Source organism: Microlunatus sp. GCM10028923, from assembly GCF_042666975.1.
In the GTDB taxonomy this organism is placed as follows: Bacteria; Actinomycetota; Actinomycetes; order Propionibacteriales; family Propionibacteriaceae; genus Microlunatus.
Genome location: NZ_JBHTFF010000003.1, coordinates 459659 through 483670 on the forward strand (window position 1 = coordinate 459659; position 24012 = coordinate 483670).

The following is a 24012-nucleotide window of genomic DNA, read 5'->3' on the forward strand; positions in this document are numbered from 1 at the left end:
TCTGGCTGATCGGATCATGATCAGAAACCATTGTCACCCTAAATCAGATCAGATACGATCAGCAAGCGATCATCCGAGGCTTGGCTCGGGCCGCTCGAACAGCAAGGAGGCGACTATGGGCGACGACGGTGCCGAACGGACCAGCATGAGCGATCGCGTGTACGAACGCCTGCTGGCCATGCTGATCGACGGCGAAATCGAGCCCGGCCAGCGGATCCGGGTGGATGCGATCAGCCGCCAGTTCGAGGTCTCGCAGACCCCGGTCCGCGAGTCGCTGCTCCGCCTCGAGGCGGAGGATCTGGTCGAGAAGAAACATCTGATCGGATATTCGGCAACGCCGCGCCTGTCACCGGAACGCTTCGAAGAGCTGTTCGAGGCGCGTTTCCTGATCGAGCCGTACTGCGCCGGCCTGGCCGCGGCCCGGCATCAGCGCGGTCAGCTGGAGGGGATCACCGGCCTGGCCCAGGAGATGCGGACCGGCTACGAGTCCGGCGAGCTGTCCTACGGGGCGTTCGCCCGGTCCGACGCCGAGCTGCACCGGGCGTTGATCGACGCGACCGGCAACGGCTACTTCAGCGAGATCTTCGCCAAGCTGCACGCCCACCTGCAACTGTTCCGGCTGCTCCGCGACTCCTCGGTCACCGAGGACGCGCTGACCGAGCACGACCGCATCATCACCGCGATCCGGACCCGGGACGCCACCGGCGCCACCGAGGCGATGACCGCGCACCTGACCGCATCCAGATCCCGGTTGCGCAAGGCCTTCAACCAAGATCATCGGGATCGTGAGGAGCCGTCGCAGGCATCATGACCAGCACAGTGATGCGACCAGAGACGATCGCGTCGGAGCCCCGGGCGCCGCGCCGGCGGGCGCGCCCGAGACGCCAGAACCTGGCCGGCTGGTTGTTCGTCGGCCCGGTCATCGGCGGCGTGATCATCTTCCAGGTCGCCCCGGTGATCGCCTCGCTCGGCGTCTCGCTGACCAACTGGACCGGGCTGCGGACGCCGAAGTTCCTCGGCGCGGAGAACTACGTCCGGTTGTTCACCGACGACCCCGACTTCTACCGGTCGCTCTGGCACACGGCGGTCTTCACGCTCGCCGTCGTGGTCGCCTCGATCGCGATCGGGCTCGCCCTGGCCGTGCTCTGCAACCAGAAGGTGGCCGGGGTCGGGCTGTTCCGGACCCTGTACTACTCGCCGGCGATCACCAATGTCGTGGCGATCGGGTTCGTCTGGTTCTGGCTCTACGAACCGAACAACGGCTTGATCAACGCGATCCTGAAAGGGGTCGGACTGCCGGCGCCGGCCTGGCTGTCGGACACCAGGACGGCCCTGATCGCGGTGATCATCGTGGCGATCTGGCAGGGCGTCGGCTACCCGATGGTGATCCTGCTGGCCGGGCTGCAGGCCATCGACGGCTCGATCCTCGAGGCGGCCACGGTCGACGGTGCCTCGGCCTGGCGCCGGTTCTGGTCGGTGACGCTGCCGCTGCTCACGCCGAACCTGTTCTTCCTGTCGATCGTCCAGTTCATCTCGTCGTTCCAGGTCTTCGGGATCATCTACGTGATGACCTCCGGCGGGCCGAACAACGCGACCCAGGTCTTCATCTACAAGATCTACAGCACGGCCTTCGGCGAGGGCCGGCTCGGCTACGCCTCGGCGATGGGCTGGGTGCTGTTCGCGATCATCGCGGTGATCACCTTCGTGCAGTGGAAGGGCGAGAAGCGGTGGGTGCACTATGACAACTGACCTCGCCACCCGGCGCCGGCCGCGGCGTCACCTGACCCGGCGGATCGTGATCTTCCTGGTGCTGCTCGTCCTGGCGATCGTGTTCGCGACACCGCTGATCTGGATGGCCAGCGCCTCGCTGAAGCCGGAGAACGAGGTGCTGCAGTCGCCGCCGACGCTGTTCCCGTCGACCTGGCTGTGGAGCAACTACACGCAGGCGGCCGACGGCCTGCTGCCGTACTTCCTGAACAGCGTCAAGCTGGCCGCGCTCAACGTCGGCTTCCTGCTGCTGTTCGCCTCGATGGCCGGGTACGCCTTCGCCCGCCTGGACTTCGCCTTCAAGGGCGCGGCATTCGCACTGCTGCTCTCGACGGCGATGATCCCGAGCATGGTCTACCTGGTGCCGCAGTACATGCTGTTCCGCGAGCTCGGCTGGATCGACACCCACCTGCCGCTGTGGGTGCCGCAGGTGCTGACGCCGGTGTTCGGCACCTTCCTGCTCCGGCAGGCATTCCGGGGTGTGCCGATGGAACTGGAGGAAGCGGGCAAGCTGGACGGCGCCTCCACGTTCGGGATCTTCTGGCGGATCATGCTGCCGCAGGTCAAGCCGGCCCTGGCGGCGGTCGGCGTGATGACCTTCATGGCCTCCTGGAACGACCTGTTCGGCCCGTTGATCTTCCTCAACTCGACCCGGCTGCAGACAATGCCGATCGCGCTGGCGCTGTTCCGCGGCGAGTACTTCACCCAGACCAACCTGATGATGGCGGCGGCCACCCTGACCATCCTGCCGCCACTGTTGATCTTCCTCGTCGCGCAACGCTACTTCGTGCAGGGCATCACGATGTCCGGCCTGAAAGGGTGACCCATCCATGATCATCACCGAAGTCGAGTCGATCGTGCTGCTCGGCCGGTTGCACTTCGTCAAGGTGCACACCGACGAGGGCCTGGTCGGCCTCGGCGAGATCAGTCCGATGAACGCCGACGTCACCCACACGATGATCACGTCCGTGCTCGGACCGCTGCTGGTCGGCGAGGAGGCGACGGACGTGGAACGGCTCTGGCGCCGGATGTACACCAAGCCGTTCAAACTCGGCCCGAGCGGGGCCCAGTTGAACGCGATCGCCGGCATCGACATCGCGCTGTGGGACCTGCTCGGCAAGGCGACCGGGCTGCCGGTCTACAAGCTGCTCGGCGGCAAGTACCGCCAGGGCACCAAGGTGTACGCCAGCTCGATGTCCCGCAGCATGACGCCGGCGGCGGAGGCCGAGCGAGCCCTGTCGTTCAAGGAGAAGGGCTTTCACGGCTACAAGATCCACTCGGCGACGCCGTGGATGCACGACGACGGGTTCGACCAGACGATCGCGACCGTCACCGCGGTCCGGGGCCTGGTCGGCGACGAGTTCCCGATCATGGTCGACGTCAACAACGCGTACTACCCGCACACGGCGCTCAAGATCGCGCGTGCGCTGGAGGAGCTCGGCGTCTGGCACTTCGAGGAGCCGCTGGCCGCGCACGACTACGAGGCGTACGGCCGGCTGGCCGACGCGGTCGACATCCCGATCGCGGTCGGCGAGCAGGAGTACAGCAGTTGGCAGTTCCGGGACCTGATCACGGTCGGCAGGGTCGACATCCTGCAACCCGACGTGATCAAGTGCGGCGGCATCACCGAGCTGAAGAAGATCGCGGTGCTCGCCGACACGTACACGAAGCCGATCACCGTGCACAACACCCAACAGACGGTCGGCACCGCGGCCCACGCGCACGTCTGGGTGAGCACCCCGGCCTGCGTCTATCCGCAGGAATACAACATCGAGCACAACCCGATCCTCGACGACACCCCGATCTGGACCAATCCGCTGCTCCCGGTGGACGGCGTGATCACGCCGCACGAGCTGCCCGGACTCGGTGTCGAACTGGACGACGACGTCGTCGCACGGCTCCGGACGGCGTGATCACGATCCGCGCATGGCCGGGCCACGCCCGGTCGAAAGGACTCACACCATGACCAGTTCAGCCTTCAGCCGCCGATCGCTGCTCGGCCTCGGCGCCGCCGCCGGAGCGGGCCTGCTCGGCGGCTCCCTGACTGCCTGCAACGGCGGCCCGTCCGGCGGCGACGGTACGTTCTCGTTCCTCACCTGGGATGCGGCCTCCGGCTCGCCGCTGGCCAACGTGGCCACGAAGTGGGCCGAACAGGCCGGCACCCAGCTGGACCTGCAGAACGTGCCCGGCGGCGACGACTTCGAGGCGAAGCTGCGGACGGTGCTGGCCTCCGGGGCGCCGCCCGAGTTGATCAGGATCAACGACGACTACGTCAAGGGCTACTACGCGGAGGGCTCGCTGCTCGACCTGAAGCCGTACCTGGAGAAGGATGGGATCAAGGACGCCGACTACTACTCGGTCGCGTTCAACTTCGCCAAGCAGCCCGACGGCGCCCATGCGGCGTGGCCGATCATGACCAACCCGGGCGTGATCTACGTCAACGTGGACGCCTTCGAGGAGGCCGGGATCGACCTGCCCAGCACGGACTGGGCGGCCGACGGCTGGACCTGGGACGACTTCCTCGCCGCGGCCAAGGAACTGAACCGGCCCGGCGAACGGCACGGCTGCCTGGTCTTCCCGGACACCGCGCTGGAGACGGTCTTCCCGACCAGCAACGGCGGTGACGGCATCTACTCCAAGGACGGCACCCGGTTCACGCTGGCCGAGGACCAGGGGATCGAGGCGATCCAGTGGGTTGCTGATCTTGCCCTGAAGCACAAGGTGCATCCCGACTTCGCGACGATCACCGCCGGCGAGAACACGCCGAACTGGCAGCAGAGCCAGCTCGGCACCGGCAAGGTGGGGATGATGCTGGCGCTGACCAGCAGCGTGCCGTGGCTGCGCGAGAACGCGACGGTGAACTGGGACATCCGACCGGTGCCGAAGCAGGTCAGCCGGACCACGGTCAACACGATGACGGTGCTCGCCATCCCCAAGGAATCGAAGAATCCGGACCAGGCGTGGGAGTTCCTCAAGTACTGCGTCGGGGAGCAGGCGTCGGCCGACTTCGCGAAGTCCCGCGGCTTCATCCCGGTGAGCAAGAGCGCCGGCGGCCTGTTCGAGCCGGACGACAAGGCACCGGAGAACCTGCCGGTCGCGATCGACGCGCTGGAGCACGCGGTGAACGAGAACTTCAGCGAGTACATCCAGCAGGCCCGCGGTGTCTACCGCCCGGTGCTGGACGACGTCTGGAGCGGCAAGCGCACGGCGGCCGAGGCACTCGGCAGCGTCCGTGATCAGGTGAACGCGATCCTGGCCGGGGAGGGCTGATGAAGATCACCAACGTCGAGGTGTCGATCACCTCGGAGGCGAAGGACCATCCGGTACGGGACGCGATCCAGCTGCTGGATCGCAACGGGCACACGACTCTGACGATCGAGACCGACGAGGGCGTGACCGGGTCGAGCAAGATCTACTTCGGCCGCGAGGAACACTCGCCGGCCGTGCTCGCCATGATCATCGAGCGGCAGCTCGCCCCGGTGATCATCGGCGAGGACCCGGCCTTCATTCGGGGCATCCGGGACCGGCTGCGCACGCTGACCGACTACCAGGGCACGACGGGCCTGTCGACCTTCGGCCTGGCCGCGATCGACCAGGCGTTGTGGGACCTGCAGGGCAAGGCGCTCGGCGTCCCGGTCTGGCGGCTGCTCGGCGCGCAACGGTCGGCGATCCCGACGTACGCGATGGTGGGCTGGCTGGAGCTGGACATCCCGGGCCTGGAACGGGTCAGTGCGAAGGCGATGGAGCAGGGGTTCCGCGGCGTGAAGGTGAAGGTCGGCGGCGGGCCGCTGAGCGAGGATCTGGAACGGGTCCGCGCGGTGCGGAACGTGATCGGCGACGACGCGGCGCTGATGGTCGATGCCAACCAGGCCTTCGACTACGGCGAGGCGCTGCGCCGGGGCCGGGCGTACGAGCAGCTCGGCTGCCGCTGGTTCGAGGAGCCGCTGCCGGCCGCCGACACCGCCGGGCATGTCCGGCTGGCGGAGAAGCTGGACCTGCCGATCGCGACCGGTGAGAACCGGTACGGGCAGGCCGCCTTCCGGGACCTGATCGAACGCGGCGGCGTCGGCGTGGTGCAGCCCGACCTGCGCCGGGCCGGCGGGGTGACCGACTGCTTCGAGATCGGCCTGATGGCGGCCGGCTTCAACATCCCGTACGCCTCGCACGGCGGCGGCGCCCACATCCACGTCCTGGCCGCGTTGCCGAACACGATCTACGTGGAGAGCGGGCTGCTGCCCGACGACAGCCCGATCTCCCTGGTCGACGGCTGCTACCCGTTGCCCGACCGGCCGGGATTGGCCGGCTGGAACGACTGAACGAGGCCCCAGCGGGTCCGGAACCCGTACGCTCTCGTCATGACGTTCCGAGGTGACGGTCCGCTGGACACCGGCGGGGTATCAGGGCGTGGCGGCGGCGGACGCGGCCGGGTCGCGATCGGGGGCGGGGTCGGCCTGGTGGTCGTGGTGATCGCCGCGCTGGTCTTCGGCATCAATCCGGCCGACATCCTCGGCGGCGCCGGCAGCTATTCGACGGACGGTGTCGGCAGCGGCGGCAGCGACAGCGAGATCGATCAGCAGATCGAGAGTTGCACGGTCGAGAAGGCCAACACGGACACCGTCTGCCGGATCGTGGCCACCACGAACAGCCTGAACAAGATCTGGCCCGGTCTGGTGTCGGGCTACCAGGGCCCGCAGACGGTGATCTTCGCCGGCTCGGTCGACACCGACGGCTGCGGTTCGGCGACCTCGGCGGTGGGCCCGTTCTACTGCCCGGCCGATCAGACCGCCTACTTCGACCCGAGCTTCTTCGACACGCTGGAGCAGCAACTCGGCGGCAGCAACGGGCCGCTGGCGCAGGAGTACGTGGTCGCCCACGAATTCGGCCACCACGTGCAGCATCTGCTGGGCGCGGACGAGCAGGCCCGGCGGATGGGATCCAAGGGCGCGAAGTCCGGCTCGGTCCGGCTGGAGCTGCAGGCCGACTGCTACGCCGGCGTCTGGGCGAACCGTGCCGACGACGGCCCCGACGCCATGCTGGAGCCGATCACCAAGGACCAGATCGCCGACGTGATCACCACCGCGAAGGCGATCGGCGACGACCGCCTGTCCGGCAGCAACTCCGACGGCTGGACCCACGGCTCCAGCACCCAACGGGTCCGCTGGTTCAGCACCGGCTACGAATCCGGCGACCCGGCCACCTGCGACACCTTCGCCACTGACAACCTCTGACCGTCTTCCCCACACTTCTTGTCGCTTCCCGCGAGTTATATCTCGCGGGAAGCGCCAGTTTTTCACGTAACGTGAAAAACTGCGCCGTCCAGACCGAGCAGGGCGGTGATCTTGGGCCAGGCCTGCTCGCCGAGGGCGGCGTCCGATTCCGGGGTGCCGCCGCGGGCCATGGTCTGGCCGCCGGTGGCGACCGGTTCGCCGGGCAGGACGGTCCGGTGGCCGGCGTCCGGGGCGGAAATGATCATGGTGTCCAGGCCGGCCGTTCGGCGGCGCTCGGCGATCCGGTGACCATGATCGGCTGACGGCCAGACCCGGTCGTCGCCGCCGGCCACCAGCAGGATTTGCGGGATCCGTTCGACCGGGATGGTCGCGGCGGCCCGGCGCTCGGGAGCGGCGCGTTCCCAGGAGGTCCGGTAGAGCTCGCGATAGGCGGGCGGGTCGGTGTCCGGGCGCCAGTCCTCGACGAACGGGAGGTACGGCAGCGCGGCGCCGGCCAGGGTCCAATGGGAGGTCTGCCCGCCATCCGGCCGGATCCCGGCCCAGACGACGTCCGTCGGCGCGAACGCGATCACCGCGTCGACCTCGGGGGTGTGGGCCGCCGTGATCAGGGCGGCCTCGGCGCCGAACGACGTACCCATGATCACGACCCGGTCGGCGAGGGTACGGAGTTCGGAGACCCGGGCCTGGAACAGCTCGAGCGGCACCTCCCACGGCCCCGGCTGCTGGCCCGGCCCGCCGAACCACCGGATGCTCTCCGCGATCGCGCCGGAGCGGGCCAGCAGCTCGGCTCGGCCCGTCTCGACCCGCCCGCTGGACCCGGCCAGCACCAGCACCGCGGTGCCGCCCGGCCGGTCCGGCGTGACCCGGACCCCGATCGGATCGGTCAGTTCGGTCGTGATCATGACCGCAGTCTGACACAGCGCGTTGAGAAACTTAGCTTAGCTATGTATCCTGTGGTTCGGTATCAATCCCGAATCTCGAAGGAGCCGCCAGGTGAGCAGGACCCATTCAGCAGCCGGGTTCAGCCAGATCCTGCGACAACCCAAGGCCGTCTGGGCTGTCGCGTTCTCGTGTGTGATCGCGTTCATGGGGATCGGCCTGGTCGATCCGATCCTGCCCGCGATCAGCCACGAACTCGGCGCCACGCCGTCCGAGGCGATGCTGCTGTTCACCAGCTATCTGTTGATCACCGGCCTGGCCATGTTCTTCACCAGCTTCGTGTCCAGCCGGCTGGGCGCCAAGAAGACGCTGCTGATCGGGCTCGCGCTGATCGTGATCTTCGCGGCCGCCGCCGGCGCCTCCGACGGGGTCGGCGCGATCATCGGCTTCCGGGCCGGCTGGGGGCTCGGCAACGCACTCTTCATCTCCACCGCGCTGGCCACCATCGTCGGCGCCGCGAGCGGCGGGGTGGACAACGCGATCATCCTGTACGAAGCCGCGCTCGGCCTCGGCATCGCGACCGGCCCGCTGCTCGGCGGCGCCCTCGGCAGCGTGTCCTGGCGCGGCCCGTTCTTCGGCACCGCGGTCCTGATGGCGCTCGGCCTGATCGCCTTGTTGATCTTGCTCGGCCGCAGCCCGGCCCGGCCCGAACCGGTCCGGCTGACCGCCACCTTCGCGGCGCTGCGGCACCCGGCCCTGCTCACGCTCGGGATCGGTGCCCTCTTCTACAACTTCGGCTTCTTCTCCTTGCTGGCCTACAGTCCGTTCCCGTTGGAGGCGGCCGCGCACGCCGCCGGGGTGGCCGAGTTCGGCGCCCACGAGCTGGGCCTGGTCTTCTTCGGCTGGGGTCTCTGCGTCGCGATCACCTCGGTCTTCGCCGCGCCGCCGCTGACCCGCAGGTTCGGCCGGCAGCCGGTGCTCTACGCGATGCTGGCGTTGCTCGGCGCCGATCTGGTGCTGCTGGCGCTCGGCTCGGCGAGCCTGGTCGTGCTGGTGGTGGGCGTGATCGTCGCCGGGCTGTTCCTGGGCGTGCTGAACACCGTGCTCACCGAGTCGGTGATGCTGGCCACCGAGCTGCCGCGGCAGGTCGCGTCGTCGACGTACTCCGGGATCCGGTTCTTCGGCGGTGCGCTCGCACCGGCGGTCGCCGGGACGATCGCCGCACACCTGGGCGCGGGCGGGCCGTACTGGTTCGGCGCCGCGGCCATGATCATCGCGATCGTCGTCCTGGTCGCCGGCCGGCGAGCGATCGGCCACATCGACCGGACCGAACCGGAGACGGCGATCGAGGAGGCCACGGTGCTCACCGCGGCCGACGCCTGACCGTACGGTCGCCGCCGCCGATCCCGCTCGCCGCCGCGGCCGCCCGGAACTCCCGCGGCGAACTGCCGATCAGCTGCCGGAACCGGTGCGAGAAATGGGACTCGCTGGCGAAGCCGAGCCGGGCGGCGATCTCCCGGTCGGTCTGATCACCGGCGATGATCAACTCGCAGGCCCGGTCCAGCCGGCGTTGGCTGCGGTACCGGGCCGGCGTCACGCCGGCCAACCGCCGGAACCGCTTGCGGAACCCGTCGTAGGACAGGCCGAGGGTGGCGGCGACGTCCGGCAGCGAGTCGGGGTTGCCGAGGTCGGACGCCAGCAGGGCCGTCGCCCGGGCCAGCCACAGTTGATCATCGGTGCTGCCGGGGCCGTCGGCGGTCGACGCGGCGAGGGCGTCCGCGATCAGCAGTTGCAGCCGGGCGATGTCCTGCAGCACCGTCCCCGGCGTGGTCGCCTCGTCCAGGAACACCAGCTCGGCGAACCGCCGCATCCAGTGCTCGACCGGGGCGACGTGGCGGACCGGGTGGTTCTCGTCCAGCAGCCCGGTGCTCCGCCAGAGGTCGAACACGGGTCCGTCGAAGACCACGTACAGGTGGTCCCAGAACTCGCCCGGCGGCGGCCCGTACCGATGCGGCAGGTCGGGGAAGAGCAAGATCAGATCGCCGGTGCCGACGTGCCGATTCCGGCCGGCGCCGTCGACGTACCGCCCCTCGCCGGCCAGCAGATAGACCACCGCATAGCTGCCCAGAGTCCGCAGCGGCTGATCGGCCGGCCAGGCCTTGGTGCGGGGCACCCGGCCGGTCATCGAGATCCGGCCGATCCGCGGCAGCAGCAGCGGATGCGGGAACCGCACCTGCGGGCCGGCGCTCATGGGAGGAAAGGGTACGTGGCCGTCCGGGGCCGTGCCAGGAACTGCAAGTGACGAGGTCAATCCGGACAACGCGGGGCGCCGCCACCGGGTTAGCGTCGTTTCATGATCACCTCAACCGAACCGATGATCACCGCCCAGGGCGCCCCGCTCGAGGTCGGCCCGCTCCGCTCCTCGGCCGAGGTCGTCGACGACGCCGACGAACTCCGGGCCCGGCTGGCGACCGACGGCTACCTGTTCCTGCCCGGCTATCTCGATCGGGACGAGGTACGGGCCGCGCGCGGATCGATGCTCGCCGCGCTGGCCGGCGACGGCGCGCTGCGGCCGGGGACCGACCCGGACCTGGCGGTGCCGGCCGACGACTACCGGCCGCGGATGCTGCACGAGGCGGCCCGGGACAGCGAGCCGCTGCAGGCGTTGCTGTACGGCGAGCGGATGGCCGACCTGTATCACCGGATCTTCGAGGCCGACGTCCGGCACTTCGACTACACCTGGATGCGCGCGGTGCCGCCCGGCAAGGCGACCCCGCCGCACATGGACAGCGTGTTCATGAACCGTGGCACGCTCGACCTGATGACCGCCTGGACTCCGCTGGGCGACATCGACCGCACCCTGGGTGGGGTCGCCGTGCTGGATGGGTCGCACCGGCTGGACGAGATCACCGGCGACTACGGCAGCCGGGACGTGGACACCTACTGCGAGGACGATGATCAAGCCGCCACCATCGCGGCGACCGACGGACTGACCTGGGACGGTGTGCTGACCCGGGACCCGGCCGGCTTCGGCAAGGCCCACGGACTGCGCTGGCTGACCGCCGACTACCGGGCCGGCGACCTGCTCACGTTCACGATCTTCACCGTCCACCTCGGCCTGGACAACAACGCGGACCGGATCCGGCTGTCCTCGGACTCCCGCTACCAGCGGGCCACCGAGAAGGTCGACCCGCGCTGGATCGGGCTCGACCCGACCGCGCATTCCGCGCGCAGCAAGCAGGGGCGGATCTGCTGATCATGGGTGATGATGGAAGGCGCAGCCGATAGCAGGACGGGCTGACGCCAACCGAGGGGGCACCCATGGCTGATCAGATGACGGCGCGGGCCCGCGTTCGCAGGTTGCTGGACCACGGGCACGGCGATGATCCGGAGCTGTTCGGCGGCTCGCCGCCGGCGCCGCTCCGGCGCAGCGAACCGGAGAACTGGTTGTGGCGCGGTGCGCCGCACCCGGCGACCGGGTTCGGGCTGCGTGATCAGCGGGCGTATACCCAGCTGGTCGATCCGGCGGATGCCGAGTTCCTGCACCGGCCGGTCGCGGCGGCGCTGGGCGAGAAGGCGGCGGCGTCCGCTGCGGAGTACACCCCGCAACAACAGCGCTATCTGCGCCGCAGCGTCGACGTCACGATGAAGGGCGGTACGGCGAGCGGGGTGATCTACCCGCTTGCGGTGTGCGAGATCGCCCGCCGGTTCCGGCTGCGCAACGTGGGCGGGTCCTCGGCGGGGGCGATCGCCGCCGCGTTCGCCGCGTCGGCGGAGGTGGGACGGGCCGGGCAGATGGCGCCGGAGACGTCAGGGGAGTCCGGCCCGCCGGCCGACGAGCCCGCAGCGCCGCGTCAGGGTCGGGTCCGCGCCGGGTTCGTCGGGCTGGCCGACATCGTCGCCTGGATGACGCAGGCGGATGAGGAGCCGCAGCACGAGGACGAGTACCGGATGGGCCAGCTGTTCAAGGCCACGCAGGTGTCGCGGTCAATCTTTCGCATGATCATCGCGGTGATGCGGGGACGGCTGGCCCAGGTCCCGCTGCTGATCACCGCCGCACTCGGGCCGGTGGCACGGATCTTCACGGCGGCGGCCCTGCTGGGCGCACCGCTCGTCGCCATGGACTGGCGATCACCCGCCGGACCGGTGATCGCCTATCTGGTGTCGCTGGGCTGGTTGCTCGCGCTGTCGTTGATGATCATCAGCGCTGTCGTGATCGGGGTGCTGGTGCTGCAACGGCTGAAGCCGCTGCCGGAACCGCCGGCCGGCCTCGCCGAGCCGGTCGAGCGACCGGGCCGGCGATCGTACGGATCGTTGTGGCTGCCGATCACGGCGCTCGGACTCGGTGCCCTGCTCTCCGTCGGGCTCGCGGCGGCGGCCGACCAGTGGGCGACGGTGGGCCCGTGGCGGATGATCTTGGTCTGGGTCGCCATGATCCAGGTGGTCATCGGCATCCAGCTCGCGGCCGTTCTCAAGATCATGCTCACGGCCCGAGGGCACCGCTTCGGGCTGCTGTCCGGCGCCGATCCGGAGAACCCGCCGCCGGCTAACGGGTGGGAGCGGTTCTGGGACCGGGTCGCCGGCAGTCCCTCGCCGACCGTGCCGCAGAACCTGATCGACTGGATGCACGCCGTGCTGTCGGACCTGGCCGGTCTGTCCCGCGACTCAGCCGATCCGGCGGTGCTGCGCTTCGGTCACCTCTGGTTCGGGGCCGGCTTCGACGCCGCGACGACGCCGCGGGAACGGCTCGACGAGGCGGCCCGCTCGGCCGACCATCGACTGGTCAATCTGGAGCTGATGGCGAGCGAACTGGTCCACGGAGTCTCGTTGCGTTTTCCGCTCCGGATCGACGAGCTCGTCGACGAGGCCGGCGCACCGCGGCTGTTCGTGCGACGCAGCGACCTCGGCGGCGGCCCGGGCCCGGTGCTCCCGGCGGCAGTGGTCGACGCCGTGTGCGCGGGAGCTCCGGTGACGGCGCACGACGTGGTGTCCGGCGAGACCGTCACCGACCTCCACCCGCTGCCGATGCCGTGGGACCTCCCGGTGCTGTTCGCGGTCCGCCTCAGCATGGCCCTGCCCGGATTGTTCCAGGACGTACGGCTGTATCGGACCGACGGGTCAGCGCCGGTACGCGACGACTTCGGCATCCGGCTGGTCGCCGGGGACGGCGACCTCGACTACCCGCCGAGGACGCATGACTCGCGCTGGGTCCAGGAGCTGTGGCTGTCCGACGGCGGCATCACCTCGAACTTCCCGATCCACTTCTTCGACACCCCGCTGCCGCTGTGGCCGACGCTCGGCATCAACCTCGGCCAGCATCCGCGGGGCGCGGCCCACCAGGACGTCTGGCTGCCCGACGAGATGGCCTCCGGAGCCTCGGGCGCCGGCACGCTGGGCGGCAGCATGCTGGGGTTCGCCTGGGCGGTCTTCGGTACGGCGATGTCGTGGCGGGACAACGCCCAGACGTTCATGCCGGCGTTTCGCGGGCGGGTGGCGTGGGTGCGGCAACGCTCCGACGAGGGCGGAACGAACCTGTTCATGGACGTCGAGCAGATCAGCACCCTGGCGCTGCGGGGCGCGCTGGCGGGGGCCCGGCTGTCTCGCCGGTACGCCAACGACGGCCAATGGCACCGGCACCAGTGGCTGCGGCTGCGGGTGGCGCTGGACAACCTCAACGCGCTGCTGGACCAGTCGGTCGCGTCGCTGCGCGACCCGATCTACGGCGGGCTGTCGGCGGACGGCCTCGCCCGCCTCGACGCGATCATGGACGCGATCGGGGCGGCAGCAGACCCGGCACCGCCGCGCCCGGACGGCACGGCCGAGCCGCCGCTGCCGTGGTTCACCCCGGACGGCGGCTTCTGGCCGGACGCGGCCGCGCTGCTCGCCGCCGTGCAGTCGAGACCGAGGACGGAGCGGCCCGCCGCCTTGAACGCCGGCGTGCCCTTGCCGGCCCCCTCCTTGCGGCAGGTGCCACCGACATGAGCTTCTGTTTCCGCGTCAGCGGGGAGCTTCCGGCCGCGATGTCGCGGCTCGACCTTCCCCACTCTGGTCATGGTGAATGAGACGGACTGGCTGGAACTCGGCCAGGTCCGGCCGGCGGTCTGGCGCCGGCCGTGGTTCCTGCCGGGCCTGGCGATCCTGGTGATCGCGGCGCTGGCGATCGGCGTGGTGCTGGCCGCACCGTACTGGGCGTCCCGGAACCGGCAACTTGATCAAGCTCAGGTACGGGCAGCCGTCGAGTCCCTGGACTTGACCGATCTCGAGGTGCGGCTGACCGCCGAGGCGCCGCTGGCCGGGCCGCCGGACGACCCGTGCATCGCGCTGCAGGCGCCGATCGGGCGCGCCCGGGGCAGCACAGTGCCGTCCGTGGAAGCGGCCGGCCGGGCCGCTGACGGCCGGGCCTGGGTCACCGTCGTGGTGCTGGTGCTGGAGTCGCCGGACGTGGCCAGCAGCCGGTTCGGCGACGCGGGGTCGGCGCTGGTCGACGACTCCTGCCGGGACACGCCGATCGGCCGGCTCGGGGTGGACCCGCCGCCGTTGCCGGACCGCCAGCTGGCGTACGGGATCGCGTCCGGCGGCGGCGGCGGCGACTCGTGGTGGTACCGGGTCCGGGTGCTCCGCTTCGGCAACACAGTCAGCTTCCTGACCACCTTCGGACCGGTCGGCTCGGCCGACGTGACGGCGCCGCTGGTCGAGTCCCTAGATCGGGCCCTGGCTGCGGTCTGACTGCCGACCGCGTCAGTAGCCGGAACCGCCGGAGAGCGCGACGGCGCCGGTGGGGTGCCAGACGGTCTTGGTCTCCAGGAACGCGCGCAGCCGTCCGGTCCCGGGCGGCGCGGCGAAGTCCGGCGTCCCGGCCGGCACGTAGACCCGCTTCAGGGTCTGCGCGGCGGAACGTTCCAGTTCGGTCCGCAACTCATGATCATCCGGGTGATCGGTGACGCCGGTCAGGTCGAGCGCGTTGACGTCGGCGTGCGCGGCGAGGTGCGGGCCGAGCTCGGCGGCCTTCCCGGTCAGCACGTTCACGGCACCGCCGGGCAGGTCGGAGGTGGCCAGCACCTCGGCGAACGCGATCGCGACGCACGGGTCCGGTTCGGCCGCGACCACGACCGCCGTGTTGCCGCCGGCGAGCACCGGCGCGATCACCGAGACCAGGCCGAGCAGCGGCGAATCCCTCGGGGCGAAGATCACCACCACACCGGTCGGTTCCGGCGCCGAGTAGGAGAAGAACGGGCCGGACACCGGATTGGAACTGCCGAAGGCCGCGGCCAGCTTGTCCGTCCAGCCGGCGTAGTGCACCAGCCGGTCGATCGAGGTCTCGACCTCGGAGGCCGAGACCCGGCTGGTCACGCCGCGGCTGGTGGTGATCAACTTCGTGAACTCGCGGGCCCGGCCCTCGAGCATCTCCGCGGCCCGGTAGATCACCTGCCCCCGGTTGTACGGTGTCGCACCGGCCCAGGCCGGGAGACCCTTCCGGGCCGCGACCACCGCGTCCCGCGCATCCTTGCGGGACGCCAGCGCCGCATTGGCCATGAAGCCTCCTTCGGCATCGACCGCCTGGTAGGTACGGCCGGACTCGGAGCGCGGGAACTTGCCGCCGATGAACAGCTTGTACGTCTTCGGAATCGCGAGGTGCGCCATGATCACTTCCCGTCGGCCAGGGGCTCGTCGTCGCTGTGCAGGTACGCCGCCATGCCGGCCGGGCCGCCCTCCCGGCCGTAGCCGGACTCCTTGTAGCCGCCGAAGCTGGCCGCCGGGTCGAACCGGTTGAACGTGTTGTCCCAGATCACACCCGCCTGCAGCGCGGCCGCCATCCCCATCGCCCGGGAGCCCTTCTCGGTCCAGATCCCGGCCGAGAGCCCGTACGGGGAGTTGTTGGCCTTGGCGATCGCCTCGTCCGGCGTCCGGAACGTCACCGTGGTGAGCACCGGGCCGAAGATCTCCTCGCGGGCGATCCGCATCGACTGGGTGGCCTCGCTGAAGATCGTCGGCGCCACGTAGTAGCCCTTGTCCGGCATCGGGCAGGAGGACCGCCAGACCTCGGCGCCCTCGGCGATGCCGGCCTCGGTCAGCTCGTTGATCTTGTTCAACTGCATCACCGAGTTGATCGCGCCGACGTCGGTGTTCTTGTCCAGCGGATGGCCGACCCGCAGCGTCTCCACCCGGGCCTTCAAACGATCAAGGAACTCCTCGGCGATCGACTCCTGGACCAGCAGCCGGGAGCCGGCGCAGCAGACCTGGCCCTGGTTGAAGAAGATCCCGTTGACGATGCCCTCGATCGCCTGGTCCTGGGCCGCGTCCTCGAAGACGATGTTGGCGCCCTTGCCGCCCAGCTCGAGGGTGACCTTGCGACCGGTGCCGGCCAGTTCGGCGGCGATCCGCCGGCCGACCGCGGTGGAGCCGGTGAAGGCGACCTTGTCGATGTCCGGGTGATTCACCAGCGCGGAGCCGATGCCGCCGGCGCCGGTGACGATGTTGACGACGCCCGGCGGCAGGTCCGCGTCGGCGATGATCTCCGCCAGCACCAAGATCGACAACGGGGTCGTCTCGGCCGACTTGATCACCACCGTGTTGCCGGCGGCGAGGGCCGGCGCGATCTTCCAGGCCGCCATCAGCAGCGGGAAGTTCCACGGGATCACCTGGCCGGCGACGCCGAGTGAACGCGGCTCCGGGCCGAGGCCGAGATGATGCAGCTTGTCCGCCCAGCCGGCGTGGTAGAAGAAATGCTGGGCCGCCGTCGGCACGTCGAAGTCGCGCGATTCCTTGATCGGCTTGCCGTTGTCCAGCGATTCGATCACGGCCAGCTCGCGGGCCCGTTCGGCGATCCCGCGGGCGATCCGGAACAGGTACTTGCCGCGGTCCGCGCCGGTGGTCCGGGACCAGACCCGGTCGTACGCCTTCCGGGCCGCGCGGACCGCCGTGTCGACGTCCTCGGTGGTGACGGTCGAGTAGCTGGTCAGTGGCTCACCCTCGGCCGGGTTGAGCGTCTTCACGTCGTCGCCGTGACCCTCGACGAACTTGCCGTCGATGAACGGCAGATAGCGGTCCTTGACGCCTGCGATACTCGGCGACTCCGGTGCCGGTGCGTATTCCCAGTCCATGATCAACTCCTGATCATCAGTCGACGGTCACGTAGTTCGCGCCCCAGTAGTGACCCTCGAGCTGGGTCCGGCGCTGCATGATCAGATCGTTCAGCAGCGAGGAGGCGCCGAACCTGAACCAGTGCGGGTCCAGCCACTCCGGCCCGGCCACCTCGTTGACGGCCACCAGGTAGCGGATCGAGTCCTTGGCGTTGCGGATCCCGCCGGCCGGCTTCACCGCCCGCTGCTCGCCGGTGAGGTCCCGCCAGTCCCGGACCGCCTGCAGCATCACGTGGGTGACCGGCAGGGTCGCCGCGGGGGAGACCTTGCCGGTCGACGTCTTGATGAAGTCCGCGCCGGCCAGCAGGGCCAGCCAGGACGCTCGCCGTACGTTGTCGTAGGTGGCCAGCTCGCCGGTCTCCAGGATCACCTTCAGCCGGGCCGACCCGCAGGCCGCCTTGATCGCCTGGATCTGCTCGAGGACGAGCCCGTACTTCCCGGCCAGGAAGGCGCCCCGGTCGATCACCATGTCGATCTCGTCCGCCCCGGCCGCGACGGCGAGCTCGGTGTCGGCGACCTTGACCTCCAGGCTGGACCGCCCGGACGGGAACGCGGTCGCCACGCTGGCCACCAGCACCCCGGTCCCCTTGACCTCGGCCACCGCCGTCTCGACCAGGTCCGGGTAGACGCAGATCGCGGCCGCGTGCGGCGTCTCCGGCTGCTCCGGATCGGGCAGGATCGCCTTGCGGCACAGGTTGCGCACCTTGCCGGTCGTGTCCGCCCCCTCCAGCGTGGTCAGATCGACCATCGAGATCGCCAGGTCCAGCGCGGCGAGCTTCGACGCCTTCTTGATCGACCGGGTGGCGAGGTTGGCCGCGCGCAGCTCGAGGCCGACCGGGTCGACGGCCGGCAGACCGGTCAGGAACCGCCGCAGCCGGGTCTCGTCGGCGATCGCGTCGCCGATCACGTCTTGATCCGGGCTCATACGGCCGATCCTAGTGCTGGGTCAGGAAGACCACGGATCGATCAGTTCGGACCCGGTCGAGGGCGATCAATCGAAGTCCACCGATCGGGCACGGTCGGTGCGATCCGGCACCGGCAATGCGTCGATGCCGCCGGACTCTTGAGTGGCCTTGAGCAGGGCCAGCCCGAGGGGGACCTGGCTGTCGGCGGCGGCACCCGTGATGATCGCATCGCTGTCACTCATCGGGAGCGCGTCGGGCGGCTGCTCGCCGGCTGACCGTCCGGCCGGTCAGTCCGGCCGCTTCGGTGAAGACGGCGTGCGGATCGGGGTGTCGCTGTGGGTCGGCCCAGATCATCTGGGCGAGGCCGATCGCCATGGCGGCGGCCGCCTCGCAGCGCAGCGGGTCGCCGGCGTAGTCGCCGCGCCGGACCAGGGACTCGGTGAGCTGCCTCCGCCAGGTCCGGGTCAGTCCGAGCGCCGTCGCCCGGAGATCGGCGTCCTGCTGGATCACCCGGAACGCCTTGCCCGTCGGCGAATCCGGCGCCATCGCCGCCATCGCGTCGCAGAGGGCGCCGCCGAGTGCCGGCCAGCCTCGACCCGGTTGTCCGTCCAGGACCTCCGCGACCCTGGTGCCGAACGCCGCGATCTGATCAAGGACCAGGTCCTCCCTCCGGGTGACGTACCGGAAGAAGGTGGGCCGGGAGATGCCGGCCGCGGCGACGAGGTCGGCGACGGTGACGGCGGCGTAGCCGTGGGCCAGGAACAGGTCGAGCGCGACCTCGTCGATGGCCTCCCGCGAGGTGGCCGGTGGCCTAGCCATGGATCAGGTCCGAGACGGTGACGAACCGGTAGCCCTGCCGGTGCAGGTCGTCGATGATCATGCCGATCGCCTGCCGGGTCGCCGTGCGGCCGTACCAGGGATGGAGCAGGATGATCGATCCGGGCCTGGTGCCGGCGACCGTCGCCGCGGCCAGTTCCTCGGCCGAGTGGCCGGTGCTGTCCTCGCTGTCGGCCTCGACGTCCCAGGTCACGGTCGTCCGTTGGGTGGCCGCCAGATAGAGCGGCAGGGTCAGCAACTTCTTCCCGTACGGCGGCCGGAAGCTGATCTCCCCGTCGTAGCCGGCCTGCCGGATCAGCCGGTCCGTGGCGGAAACCTCATGGGCGATCCGGGACGGCGGGAGCAAGATCATCCGAGGATGGCTCCAGGTGTGATTGCCCAGCTCGTGCCCGGCGTCGACCAACTCGGCCGCCGCGTCGGGGAACTGCTCGATCCCGCTGCCGGTGAGGTAGAACGTGGCCCGTACTCCTCGGTCGGCCAGGGTTTCCAGGATCGCCTCGGCGTCGGCCGCGCCGGTCGGGCCGTCGTCGAACGTCAGCGCGACCACCTTCTCGGTGGTGTCCACCCGGTCGACCAGCCGGCCGGCGACCTGCACCGTCCGCGCGTTCATCAGCCGGTAGCCGCCGCCGAGCACCAGCACGAGCTCGAGCAGGCAGACCACCGTGATGATCAAGATCACCCGTGCCCTCATTTGAGACACGGTATCAAAACCGGGTCAGCGGAGCAGCAGCGCGGCTTCCCGGAGCACCCAGGGCAGCGACTCGGGGTCGACGAAGGTGGCGAACCGGAGGTGATCGAGGGCGATCCGGGCGCCGCAGACCCGCCAGACCTCAGTGGGTACGGAAGCCTCGGCGCATTCCTTGATCAACACCGAGGCGGCCGGGTCGTACGCATCGACCGAGGCGCCGCCGGTCCACAACCGGACCAGGTCGAACCGGGCATCGCCGATCCGGGTGCCCTCCCAGTCGATCACCGCGGCGAGCCGTCCATGATCATCGACGAGCACGTTGCCGGTGTGGAAGTCGCCGTGCACCACATCGCCGGTACGGAAGCCGTCGGGATCGGCGGACCGGCCGATCGCCACGGCACGGTCCAGCACCGCGACCGCCCGCGGATCGCTCAGCTGTGGCCGCAGCTCGACCCCGGCCCGGATCTCGTCGACCAGGCGCACGGCCCAGGCGTCGTCGGTGTCCGGGGCGGCCTCCCGGTGCAGGTCCCAGAGCTCGACCAGCCGGGCGGCCACCGGCTCGGTGATCCGGTCTGGGACCTCGCCCGCCACGTACTCCTGCAGGGTGAACACCGTCCCGTCGACCAGGCCCAGGTCGAGCACGGCCGGGATCGGGTAGCCGGCGCCGCGGAGCCCGCCGGCCAGCGCCGCCGCCTCGGCCACGGCGTCCAGCGACGGCGCCACCCGGTCCGGCAGCAGCTTGAGCACGGCTCGCGCGGCGCCGGGACTCCGGACCAGGGTGGCTCCGAAGACGCCGCCGTCGAGCCGCCGCTCGATGGTCAGCCCGAGCCGCTCGACCGCCTGTTCGACGTTGACCACCGAGCGACCGTACCGGCTCAGGCGCTGCGGCCGGCCACCCAGGCCATGTCCGGGTAGCGGTCGCCGGAGGCGACCAGCGCGTCGAGCCCGGCCAGCGCGGACTCGGTCAGGTGCACGTCGGCGGCGCCGAGGTTGTCCTCGAGGTTGGTCCGGCGTCGGGTGCCGGGGATCGGCACTACGTCGTCGCCCTGGGCCAGCAGCCAGGCCAGGGCGATCCGGCCGGGGCTGGTGCCGAGGTCGTCGGCGAGGTCGCGGATCCGCTGTACCAGGGCCAGATTGCGGTCGAGATTCTCGGCCTGCCAGCGGGGCAGCGTACGCCGGAAGTCGTTGTCCGCCAGATCGGTCGTGGTCGCGACCGCGCCGGTGAGCAGACCTCGGCCGAGCGGGCTGTACGGGACCAGGGCGATCCCGAGCTCGCGCGCGGTCGGCACCACCTCGGCCTCCAGATCACGGGTGAACAGGCTCCACTCGCTCTGCAGCGCGGCGATCGGATGCACCGCCGCAGCCCGCCGCAGCGCCTCCGGCGAAGCCTCGGAGAGACCGAGCGCCCGTACCTTGCCGGCCGCGACCAACTCGGCCATCGCGCCGACCGACTCCTCGATCGGCACCTCCGGGTCGACCCGGTGCAGGTAATAGAGGTCGATCACGTCGACGCCGAGCCGCTGCAGCGAACCGTCGACCGCCCGCCGCGCGTTGTCGGCCGAACCGTCCAGGCCGTTCGGCATCTGGGTCACCGGATGCGGCGTGATGCCGAACTTGGTGGCGATCACGACCTCGTCGCGGCGGTGCTTGATCACCTCGCCGACCAGGCTCTCGTTGTGCCCGGCGCCGTACATCTCGGCGGTGTCGAGGAAGTTCACGCCGGCGTCCAGGGCGGCGTTGATCGTCGCCAGCGACTCGGTCCGGTCGGCCGGGCCGTACGCGTTGCTCATGCCCATGCAGCCGAGGCCGAGGGCGGAGACGGAGAGGTCGCCGAGCTGGCGACGCGGAAGGGTGGGCATGCTGAATCTCCTTGAATGCTTGGGAAGTCGAGAGAGTGAAAGAGTGGGGGACTAGGCGCTGCAGTTGCCGCCGTAGGTCGTGATCTTGTAATCGATCACGGCCTCGGCGAACTCCAGGTCGGCGATCTGTTGCCGGATCCGGTCCCGGTGCCGTTCCAGCAGCGCGAGCCGGTCCGGCACCGTGTCGGGCCCGAGGTTGACCAGGTCGACGTACTTCTTGATGTCGCGGATCGGCATGTCGGAGAGCCGCAGCCGGGTGACGAAGACGATCCGGCCGACGGCACTGCGGTCGTAGCAGCGGTAGCCGTGGGCGTCCCGCGCGACCTCGACCAGGCCGATCCGTTCGTAGTAGCGCAGCGTGTGGGCCGAGACGCCCACCAGCTCGGAGACCTCGGCCACGGTCATCGTCGTCTCGACCCCGTCGCCGAACACCTGGCTGGTGAGCGAATCGGTCAGGGCCGGGAGCTGGTCCGGCGGCGTCGATTCGATGAGCTGCCGTACGTCGGTCGCCGTGAGCGTCATGTCCTCGAAGGTACGCCTTGGAGCGTGCTCAAACGCAAACGTTCTGAAGCCGCAATCTGGTTGTATGATCGAGCCATGTCATCGTATGAGTTACGAGTATCATCCAACGGCCAGGTTTCCATCCCGGCCGAGGTTCGTCGACGCTGGCGGGCCTCGAAGGTGCTCGTCCTCGACAAGGGTGACCGGATCATCGTCAGGCCGATTCCCCCGGATCCCGTCGGTGCCGTGATGGGCAAATACGCCGGCGGTACGGCGTCCGAGAAGCTTCGCGAGACCGCCCGCGAGGAGGACGCTGAGCGGGAGCGAGGGCGCTGATGGCAGTCCTGCTCGACGCCCACGCAGCGATCGCGTTCCTCAGAGGTGAGCCGGCAGCCAAGGAGGTGGGCCGGTTGCTCGAGCAAGGCGACGCCGTCATGCACCCGCTCAACGTCGGCGAGGTACTCGACCGGATGTCTCGGTTGAACGGTGCTGACCCCGACGATGTCGAGGCCGACCTCGCCCTGGCCGGGGTTCATCCGGTCGATGTCGATCCCGCGATCTTGGTCGATGCCGGTCGCTGGAGGGGGCGGCACTACCACCGCAAGGACCGCCCGGTCAGCCTCGCCGACTGCGTGGCCGGGCTGAGTGCCGTCGTACTCGACCTTCCGTTCGCCACGTCGGACCGGCCCTGCGCGGAGATGGTGCGCGAGGAGGGCGGCGAGGTGCTGGCTCTCCCTGACACTCGCGGTCGTCGCCCATGACCGAGGTCCGCGCCGTCCTGCTCGACCTCTACCGCACCCTGGTCGAGGTCGACTTCGATGCTGCGCTCGACGAACTCGTCGCCCTGTCCGGCCTGAGCCGGGCCGACTGGGTCGCCGGGATCCGGGCCAACGCCGAGGCACTCACGATCGGGGCGGTCACGCTGGAGCTGGCCTTCGCGTCGACGTTCCGCCTGGCCGGCCGGGAGCCGCGGGACCTGGCCGCGCTGGTCCGGCGGGACAGCGAGGTCCTGGTCGAGCGGGCCACGCTCTATCCCGACGTCCGCCCCTTCCTGGCCGAGCTGCGGCGGCGCGGCATTGGCACGGCGCTGGTCAGCAACTGCTTCGCCAACACCGCCGACCTGCTGCAGCGGTTCGGGCTCACCGACCTCACCGACCGGGCGGTGCTGTCCTGCGAGGTGGGGGCAGCCAAGCCCGATCCCGCCATCTTCCGGGCCGCGCTGGCCGGTCTCGGGGTCCGGCCCGAACAGGCGATCTTCGTCGACGACCGGCCCGCCAACTGTGCGGCGGCGGAGGACCTGGGGATCGCCGCGGTGCAGATCGACCGCGGCGACGCCGGGATTCCGGGCGCGGTGAACTCGCTCGAGGAAGTGCTGCGGATGATCATCGGTCCGGTGGACGGCTCGATCGATGCCGTGATCGGCAAGTACGCCGGTGGTGGACCCATTTCGGGCGAACTCCGCAGGATCGCGCGCGCCGAGGACTCCGAGCGATCCTGATCGGGCGTCTCTCGTCAGAGGTCGTCGGGAAGGAGCCGAAAATACTTCTCACCAAAGAGCGGCCGAAGGGCGCGGAAATGCTTGCGATCGAGGGTGAGGATCACGTTGGTGCGGAACGTTGCCGCTAAGGCGACATTCATGGCATCCGTGAGCCCGATCTCGCTGTGTCGTCGCATGACGACCTGGGCGGCTGCCAGTTCGGGCCCGATGTCCGGAACCTCAAATCGCTCGATGGCGCTCTGGCCGATCACGTAATCGAGCGCCTGCTCGGCAGCGTCCGCGCTGATTCCGGTCGTGAGCAGGTAGTCGAGCTCGGCGAGCACCATGGGTGAAATCACTGCGTGACTAAGGGTCGCCATTGCGGCACGGCACCCTTTGTGCTCAGGTTCGCTTTGATCGAAGAACGCCAGCAGTCCGGACGTATCCGCAATCGCGACTGGCGCGGCGATCGCCGACTCGATCATCGTCCGAAGCCGTGCAGGTTATCGTCCATGCGCTCAACCAGATCGCCCGGTCCCGCAAAAACCGGAGCACTCGGGTCGTCTCCCATCGCATCGGTCGGAAAGTTGGGCTGCGGGTCCTGACCAGCCGGAATGACCGTGGCCACATGCCGACGGTTCTTGTAGACCCGCACGGTCCGGCCGTGCTCGGCCTCAGCGAGGATCTGGGAGGACTTCTGATTGAACTCCCGCGCGCTTGCCGTATCCATG

General features: G+C 69.8%; 27 protein-coding genes. 14 read left to right on the forward strand and 13 right to left on the reverse strand.

Features of this window, described 5'->3' with window-relative positions:
- The first annotated feature begins 115 nt into the window (after positions 1-115).
- The 7 genes from ACFQU4_RS09405 to ACFQU4_RS09435 are packed head-to-tail and all read left to right on the forward strand — an operon-like array spanning position 116 to position 6995.
- Positions 116-811, forward strand: a complete 696-nt coding sequence (locus tag ACFQU4_RS09405; protein ID WP_377490070.1) for a GntR family transcriptional regulator — start codon at positions 116-118, stop codon at positions 809-811.
- The gene (locus tag ACFQU4_RS09410) at positions 808-1749 is read left to right on the forward strand and encodes a carbohydrate ABC transporter permease (protein WP_377490073.1); all 942 of its coding nucleotides are present in this window, start codon (positions 808-810) and stop codon (positions 1747-1749) included. The genes ACFQU4_RS09405 and ACFQU4_RS09410 overlap by 4 nt, the downstream gene beginning before the upstream one ends.
- A complete protein-coding gene (locus ACFQU4_RS09415) occupies positions 1739-2590 on the forward strand; it encodes a carbohydrate ABC transporter permease (RefSeq protein ID WP_377490076.1) in 852 nt (283 codons plus the stop codon). Before ACFQU4_RS09410 ends, ACFQU4_RS09415 begins: the two co-directional genes overlap by 11 nt.
- Positions 2591-2597: 7 nt before the next feature.
- On the forward strand, positions 2598-3680 hold the full coding sequence (locus ACFQU4_RS09420) for a mandelate racemase/muconate lactonizing enzyme family protein (RefSeq protein ID WP_377490079.1): 1083 nt from the start codon (positions 2598-2600) through the stop codon (positions 3678-3680).
- A 49-nt stretch (positions 3681-3729) separates the two neighbouring features.
- The gene (locus ACFQU4_RS09425) at positions 3730-5037 is read left to right on the forward strand and encodes an extracellular solute-binding protein (RefSeq protein WP_377490082.1); all 1308 of its coding nucleotides are present in this window, start codon (positions 3730-3732) and stop codon (positions 5035-5037) included.
- Positions 5037-6083, forward strand: a complete 1047-nt coding sequence (locus ACFQU4_RS09430) for a mandelate racemase/muconate lactonizing enzyme family protein (RefSeq protein WP_377490085.1) — start codon at positions 5037-5039, stop codon at positions 6081-6083. Before ACFQU4_RS09425 ends, ACFQU4_RS09430 begins: the two co-directional genes overlap by 1 nt.
- 39 nt (positions 6084-6122) lie before the next feature.
- Positions 6123-6995, forward strand: coding sequence for a neutral zinc metallopeptidase (locus ACFQU4_RS09435; RefSeq protein ID WP_377490088.1), 873 nt, complete (start codon positions 6123-6125; stop codon positions 6993-6995).
- A gap of 62 nt (positions 6996-7057) precedes the next feature.
- On the opposite strand, the gene ACFQU4_RS09440 is transcribed toward ACFQU4_RS09435, so the two are convergent.
- A complete protein-coding gene (locus ACFQU4_RS09440; protein ID WP_377490091.1) occupies positions 7058-7897 on the reverse strand; it encodes an acyl-CoA thioester hydrolase/BAAT C-terminal domain-containing protein in 840 nt (279 codons plus the stop codon).
- 127 nt (positions 7898-8024) lie between these two features.
- Between ACFQU4_RS09440 and ACFQU4_RS09445 the strand changes: the two genes are divergently transcribed.
- Positions 8025-9257 carry an MFS transporter gene (locus ACFQU4_RS09445; protein WP_377490539.1) on the forward strand — a complete coding sequence of 411 codons (1233 nt, stop codon included), beginning with the start codon at positions 8025-8027 and terminating at the stop codon, positions 9255-9257.
- Here ACFQU4_RS09445 and ACFQU4_RS09450 read toward each other — a convergent pair.
- On the reverse strand, positions 9238-10125 hold the full coding sequence (locus ACFQU4_RS09450; protein ID WP_377490094.1) for an AraC family transcriptional regulator: 888 nt from the start codon (positions 10123-10125) through the stop codon (positions 9238-9240). The two genes, ACFQU4_RS09445 and ACFQU4_RS09450, sit on opposite strands and share 20 nt — an antisense overlap.
- A 102-nt stretch (positions 10126-10227) precedes the next feature.
- Here ACFQU4_RS09450 and ACFQU4_RS09455 point away from each other — a divergent pair, with 102 nt between their 5' ends.
- The 3 genes from ACFQU4_RS09455 (at position 10228) to ACFQU4_RS09465 (ending at position 14600) form a co-directional block, all read left to right on the forward strand.
- Positions 10228-11130: a phytanoyl-CoA dioxygenase family protein gene (locus ACFQU4_RS09455; protein ID WP_377490097.1), complete on the forward strand. Its 903-nt coding sequence runs from the start codon at positions 10228-10230 to the stop codon at positions 11128-11130.
- Between the two features lie 65 nt (positions 11131-11195).
- Positions 11196-13856: a hypothetical protein gene (locus ACFQU4_RS09460; RefSeq protein WP_377490100.1), complete on the forward strand. Its 2661-nt coding sequence runs from the start codon at positions 11196-11198 to the stop codon at positions 13854-13856.
- Positions 13857-13925: 69 nt separating this feature from the next.
- Positions 13926-14600 (forward strand): hypothetical protein, encoded by a 675-nt coding sequence (locus ACFQU4_RS09465; protein ID WP_377490103.1) that lies wholly within the window; start codon positions 13926-13928, stop codon positions 14598-14600.
- A gap of 12 nt (positions 14601-14612) precedes the next feature.
- Here ACFQU4_RS09465 and ACFQU4_RS09470 read toward each other — a convergent pair whose 3' ends face one another.
- The 9 genes from ACFQU4_RS09470 to ACFQU4_RS09510 all read right to left on the reverse strand — a co-directional run bounded on the left by ACFQU4_RS09470 (position 14613) and on the right by ACFQU4_RS09510 (position 21825).
- Entirely contained in the window at positions 14613-15515 is a 903-nt protein-coding gene (locus ACFQU4_RS09470) for an aldehyde dehydrogenase family protein (RefSeq protein ID WP_377490106.1), read from the reverse strand.
- Positions 15516-15517: 2 nt separating this feature from the next.
- Complete coding sequence (locus tag ACFQU4_RS09475; RefSeq protein ID WP_377490109.1) at positions 15518-16975, reverse strand: aldehyde dehydrogenase family protein; 1458 nt, start codon at positions 16973-16975, stop codon at positions 15518-15520.
- Positions 16976-16991: 16 nt separating this feature from the next.
- Complete coding sequence (gene deoC, locus ACFQU4_RS09480) at positions 16992-17939, reverse strand: deoxyribose-phosphate aldolase (protein WP_377490112.1); 948 nt, start codon at positions 17937-17939, stop codon at positions 16992-16994.
- A gap of 66 nt (positions 17940-18005) precedes the next feature.
- Complete coding sequence (locus tag ACFQU4_RS09485) at positions 18006-18161, reverse strand: hypothetical protein (protein WP_377490115.1); 156 nt, start codon at positions 18159-18161, stop codon at positions 18006-18008.
- Positions 18154-18738: a TetR/AcrR family transcriptional regulator gene (locus ACFQU4_RS09490; protein ID WP_377490118.1), complete on the reverse strand. Its 585-nt coding sequence runs from the start codon at positions 18736-18738 to the stop codon at positions 18154-18156. The genes ACFQU4_RS09485 and ACFQU4_RS09490 overlap by 8 nt, the downstream gene beginning before the upstream one ends.
- Positions 18731-19447, reverse strand: coding sequence for a polysaccharide deacetylase family protein (locus tag ACFQU4_RS09495; protein ID WP_377490121.1), 717 nt, complete (start codon positions 19445-19447; stop codon positions 18731-18733). Before ACFQU4_RS09495 ends, ACFQU4_RS09490 begins: the two co-directional genes overlap by 8 nt.
- Before the next feature lie 24 nt (positions 19448-19471).
- The gene (locus tag ACFQU4_RS09500; protein WP_377490124.1) at positions 19472-20302 is read right to left on the reverse strand and encodes an aminoglycoside phosphotransferase family protein; all 831 of its coding nucleotides are present in this window, start codon (positions 20300-20302) and stop codon (positions 19472-19474) included.
- Positions 20303-20319: 17 nt separating this feature from the next.
- Complete coding sequence (locus ACFQU4_RS09505) at positions 20320-21303, reverse strand: aldo/keto reductase (RefSeq protein WP_377490127.1); 984 nt, start codon at positions 21301-21303, stop codon at positions 20320-20322.
- 51 nt (positions 21304-21354) lie between these two features.
- Positions 21355-21825 (reverse strand): MerR family transcriptional regulator, encoded by a 471-nt coding sequence (locus tag ACFQU4_RS09510; protein ID WP_377490130.1) that lies wholly within the window; start codon positions 21823-21825, stop codon positions 21355-21357.
- Positions 21826-21900: 75 nt separating this feature from the next.
- On the opposite strand from ACFQU4_RS09510, the gene ACFQU4_RS09515 reads away from it, so the two are divergent.
- The 3 genes from ACFQU4_RS09515 to ACFQU4_RS09525 are packed head-to-tail and all read left to right on the forward strand — an operon-like array spanning position 21901 to position 23302.
- Positions 21901-22140 (forward strand): AbrB/MazE/SpoVT family DNA-binding domain-containing protein, encoded by a 240-nt coding sequence (locus tag ACFQU4_RS09515; RefSeq protein ID WP_377490133.1) that lies wholly within the window; start codon positions 21901-21903, stop codon positions 22138-22140.
- Positions 22140-22565 carry a PIN domain-containing protein gene (locus ACFQU4_RS09520; RefSeq protein WP_377490136.1) on the forward strand — a complete coding sequence of 142 codons (426 nt, stop codon included), beginning with the start codon at positions 22140-22142 and terminating at the stop codon, positions 22563-22565. The genes ACFQU4_RS09515 and ACFQU4_RS09520 overlap by 1 nt, the downstream gene beginning before the upstream one ends.
- The gene (locus ACFQU4_RS09525) at positions 22562-23302 is read left to right on the forward strand and encodes an HAD family hydrolase (RefSeq protein WP_377490140.1); all 741 of its coding nucleotides are present in this window, start codon (positions 22562-22564) and stop codon (positions 23300-23302) included. Before ACFQU4_RS09520 ends, ACFQU4_RS09525 begins: the two co-directional genes overlap by 4 nt.
- Before the next feature lie 14 nt (positions 23303-23316).
- Here ACFQU4_RS09525 and ACFQU4_RS09530 read toward each other — a convergent pair whose 3' ends face one another.
- Positions 23317-23766, reverse strand: coding sequence for a PIN domain-containing protein (locus tag ACFQU4_RS09530; RefSeq protein WP_377490143.1), 450 nt, complete (start codon positions 23764-23766; stop codon positions 23317-23319).
- Entirely contained in the window at positions 23763-24011 is a 249-nt protein-coding gene (locus ACFQU4_RS09535) for a type II toxin-antitoxin system Phd/YefM family antitoxin (protein WP_377490146.1), read from the reverse strand. The genes ACFQU4_RS09530 and ACFQU4_RS09535 overlap by 4 nt, the downstream gene beginning before the upstream one ends.
- Between the last annotated feature and the right edge of the window lies 1 nt (position 24012).

Excerpts from the sequence above, each read along its gene's own strand:
- ACFQU4_RS09435 (WP_377490088.1), top strand. The coding sequence starts at position 6,123 with ATGACGTTCCGAGGTGACGGTCCGCTGGACACCGGCGGGGTATCAGGG.
- ACFQU4_RS09535 (WP_377490146.1), bottom strand. The coding sequence starts at position 24,011 with ATGGATACGGCAAGCGCGCGGGAGTTCAATCAGAAGTCCTCCCAGATC.
- deoC (WP_377490112.1), bottom strand. The coding sequence starts at position 17,939 with ATGAGCCCGGATCAAGACGTGATCGGCGACGCGATCGCCGACGAGACC.
- ACFQU4_RS09425 (WP_377490082.1), top strand. The coding sequence starts at position 3,730 with ATGACCAGTTCAGCCTTCAGCCGCCGATCGCTGCTCGGCCTCGGCGCC.
- ACFQU4_RS09430 (WP_377490085.1), top strand. The coding sequence starts at position 5,037 with ATGAAGATCACCAACGTCGAGGTGTCGATCACCTCGGAGGCGAAGGAC.
- ACFQU4_RS09495 (WP_377490121.1), bottom strand. The coding sequence starts at position 19,447 with ATGAGGGCACGGGTGATCTTGATCATCACGGTGGTCTGCCTGCTCGAG.
- ACFQU4_RS09470 (WP_377490106.1), bottom strand. The coding sequence starts at position 15,515 with ATGGCGCACCTCGCGATTCCGAAGACGTACAAGCTGTTCATCGGCGGC.
- ACFQU4_RS09515 (WP_377490133.1), top strand. The coding sequence starts at position 21,901 with ATGTCATCGTATGAGTTACGAGTATCATCCAACGGCCAGGTTTCCATC.
- ACFQU4_RS09510 (WP_377490130.1), bottom strand. The coding sequence starts at position 21,825 with ATGACGCTCACGGCGACCGACGTACGGCAGCTCATCGAATCGACGCCG.
- ACFQU4_RS09415 (WP_377490076.1), top strand. The coding sequence starts at position 1,739 with ATGACAACTGACCTCGCCACCCGGCGCCGGCCGCGGCGTCACCTGACC.
- ACFQU4_RS09420 (WP_377490079.1), top strand. The coding sequence starts at position 2,598 with ATGATCATCACCGAAGTCGAGTCGATCGTGCTGCTCGGCCGGTTGCAC.
- ACFQU4_RS09455 (WP_377490097.1), top strand. The coding sequence starts at position 10,228 with ATGATCACCTCAACCGAACCGATGATCACCGCCCAGGGCGCCCCGCTC.
- ACFQU4_RS09440 (WP_377490091.1), bottom strand. The coding sequence starts at position 7,897 with ATGATCACGACCGAACTGACCGATCCGATCGGGGTCCGGGTCACGCCG.
- ACFQU4_RS09410 (WP_377490073.1), top strand. The coding sequence starts at position 808 with ATGACCAGCACAGTGATGCGACCAGAGACGATCGCGTCGGAGCCCCGG.
- ACFQU4_RS09450 (WP_377490094.1), bottom strand. The coding sequence starts at position 10,125 with ATGAGCGCCGGCCCGCAGGTGCGGTTCCCGCATCCGCTGCTGCTGCCG.
- ACFQU4_RS09485 (WP_377490115.1), bottom strand. The coding sequence starts at position 18,161 with ATGAGTGACAGCGATGCGATCATCACGGGTGCCGCCGCCGACAGCCAG.
- ACFQU4_RS09530 (WP_377490143.1), bottom strand. The coding sequence starts at position 23,766 with ATGATCGAGTCGGCGATCGCCGCGCCAGTCGCGATTGCGGATACGTCC.
- ACFQU4_RS09525 (WP_377490140.1), top strand. The coding sequence starts at position 22,562 with ATGACCGAGGTCCGCGCCGTCCTGCTCGACCTCTACCGCACCCTGGTC.
- ACFQU4_RS09405 (WP_377490070.1), top strand. The coding sequence starts at position 116 with ATGGGCGACGACGGTGCCGAACGGACCAGCATGAGCGATCGCGTGTAC.
- ACFQU4_RS09505 (WP_377490127.1), bottom strand. The coding sequence starts at position 21,303 with ATGCCCACCCTTCCGCGTCGCCAGCTCGGCGACCTCTCCGTCTCCGCC.
- ACFQU4_RS09520 (WP_377490136.1), top strand. The coding sequence starts at position 22,140 with ATGGCAGTCCTGCTCGACGCCCACGCAGCGATCGCGTTCCTCAGAGGT.
- ACFQU4_RS09475 (WP_377490109.1), bottom strand. The coding sequence starts at position 16,975 with ATGGACTGGGAATACGCACCGGCACCGGAGTCGCCGAGTATCGCAGGC.
- ACFQU4_RS09465 (WP_377490103.1), top strand. The coding sequence starts at position 13,926 with ATGGTGAATGAGACGGACTGGCTGGAACTCGGCCAGGTCCGGCCGGCG.
- ACFQU4_RS09490 (WP_377490118.1), bottom strand. The coding sequence starts at position 18,738 with ATGGCTAGGCCACCGGCCACCTCGCGGGAGGCCATCGACGAGGTCGCG.
- ACFQU4_RS09460 (WP_377490100.1), top strand. The coding sequence starts at position 11,196 with ATGGCTGATCAGATGACGGCGCGGGCCCGCGTTCGCAGGTTGCTGGAC.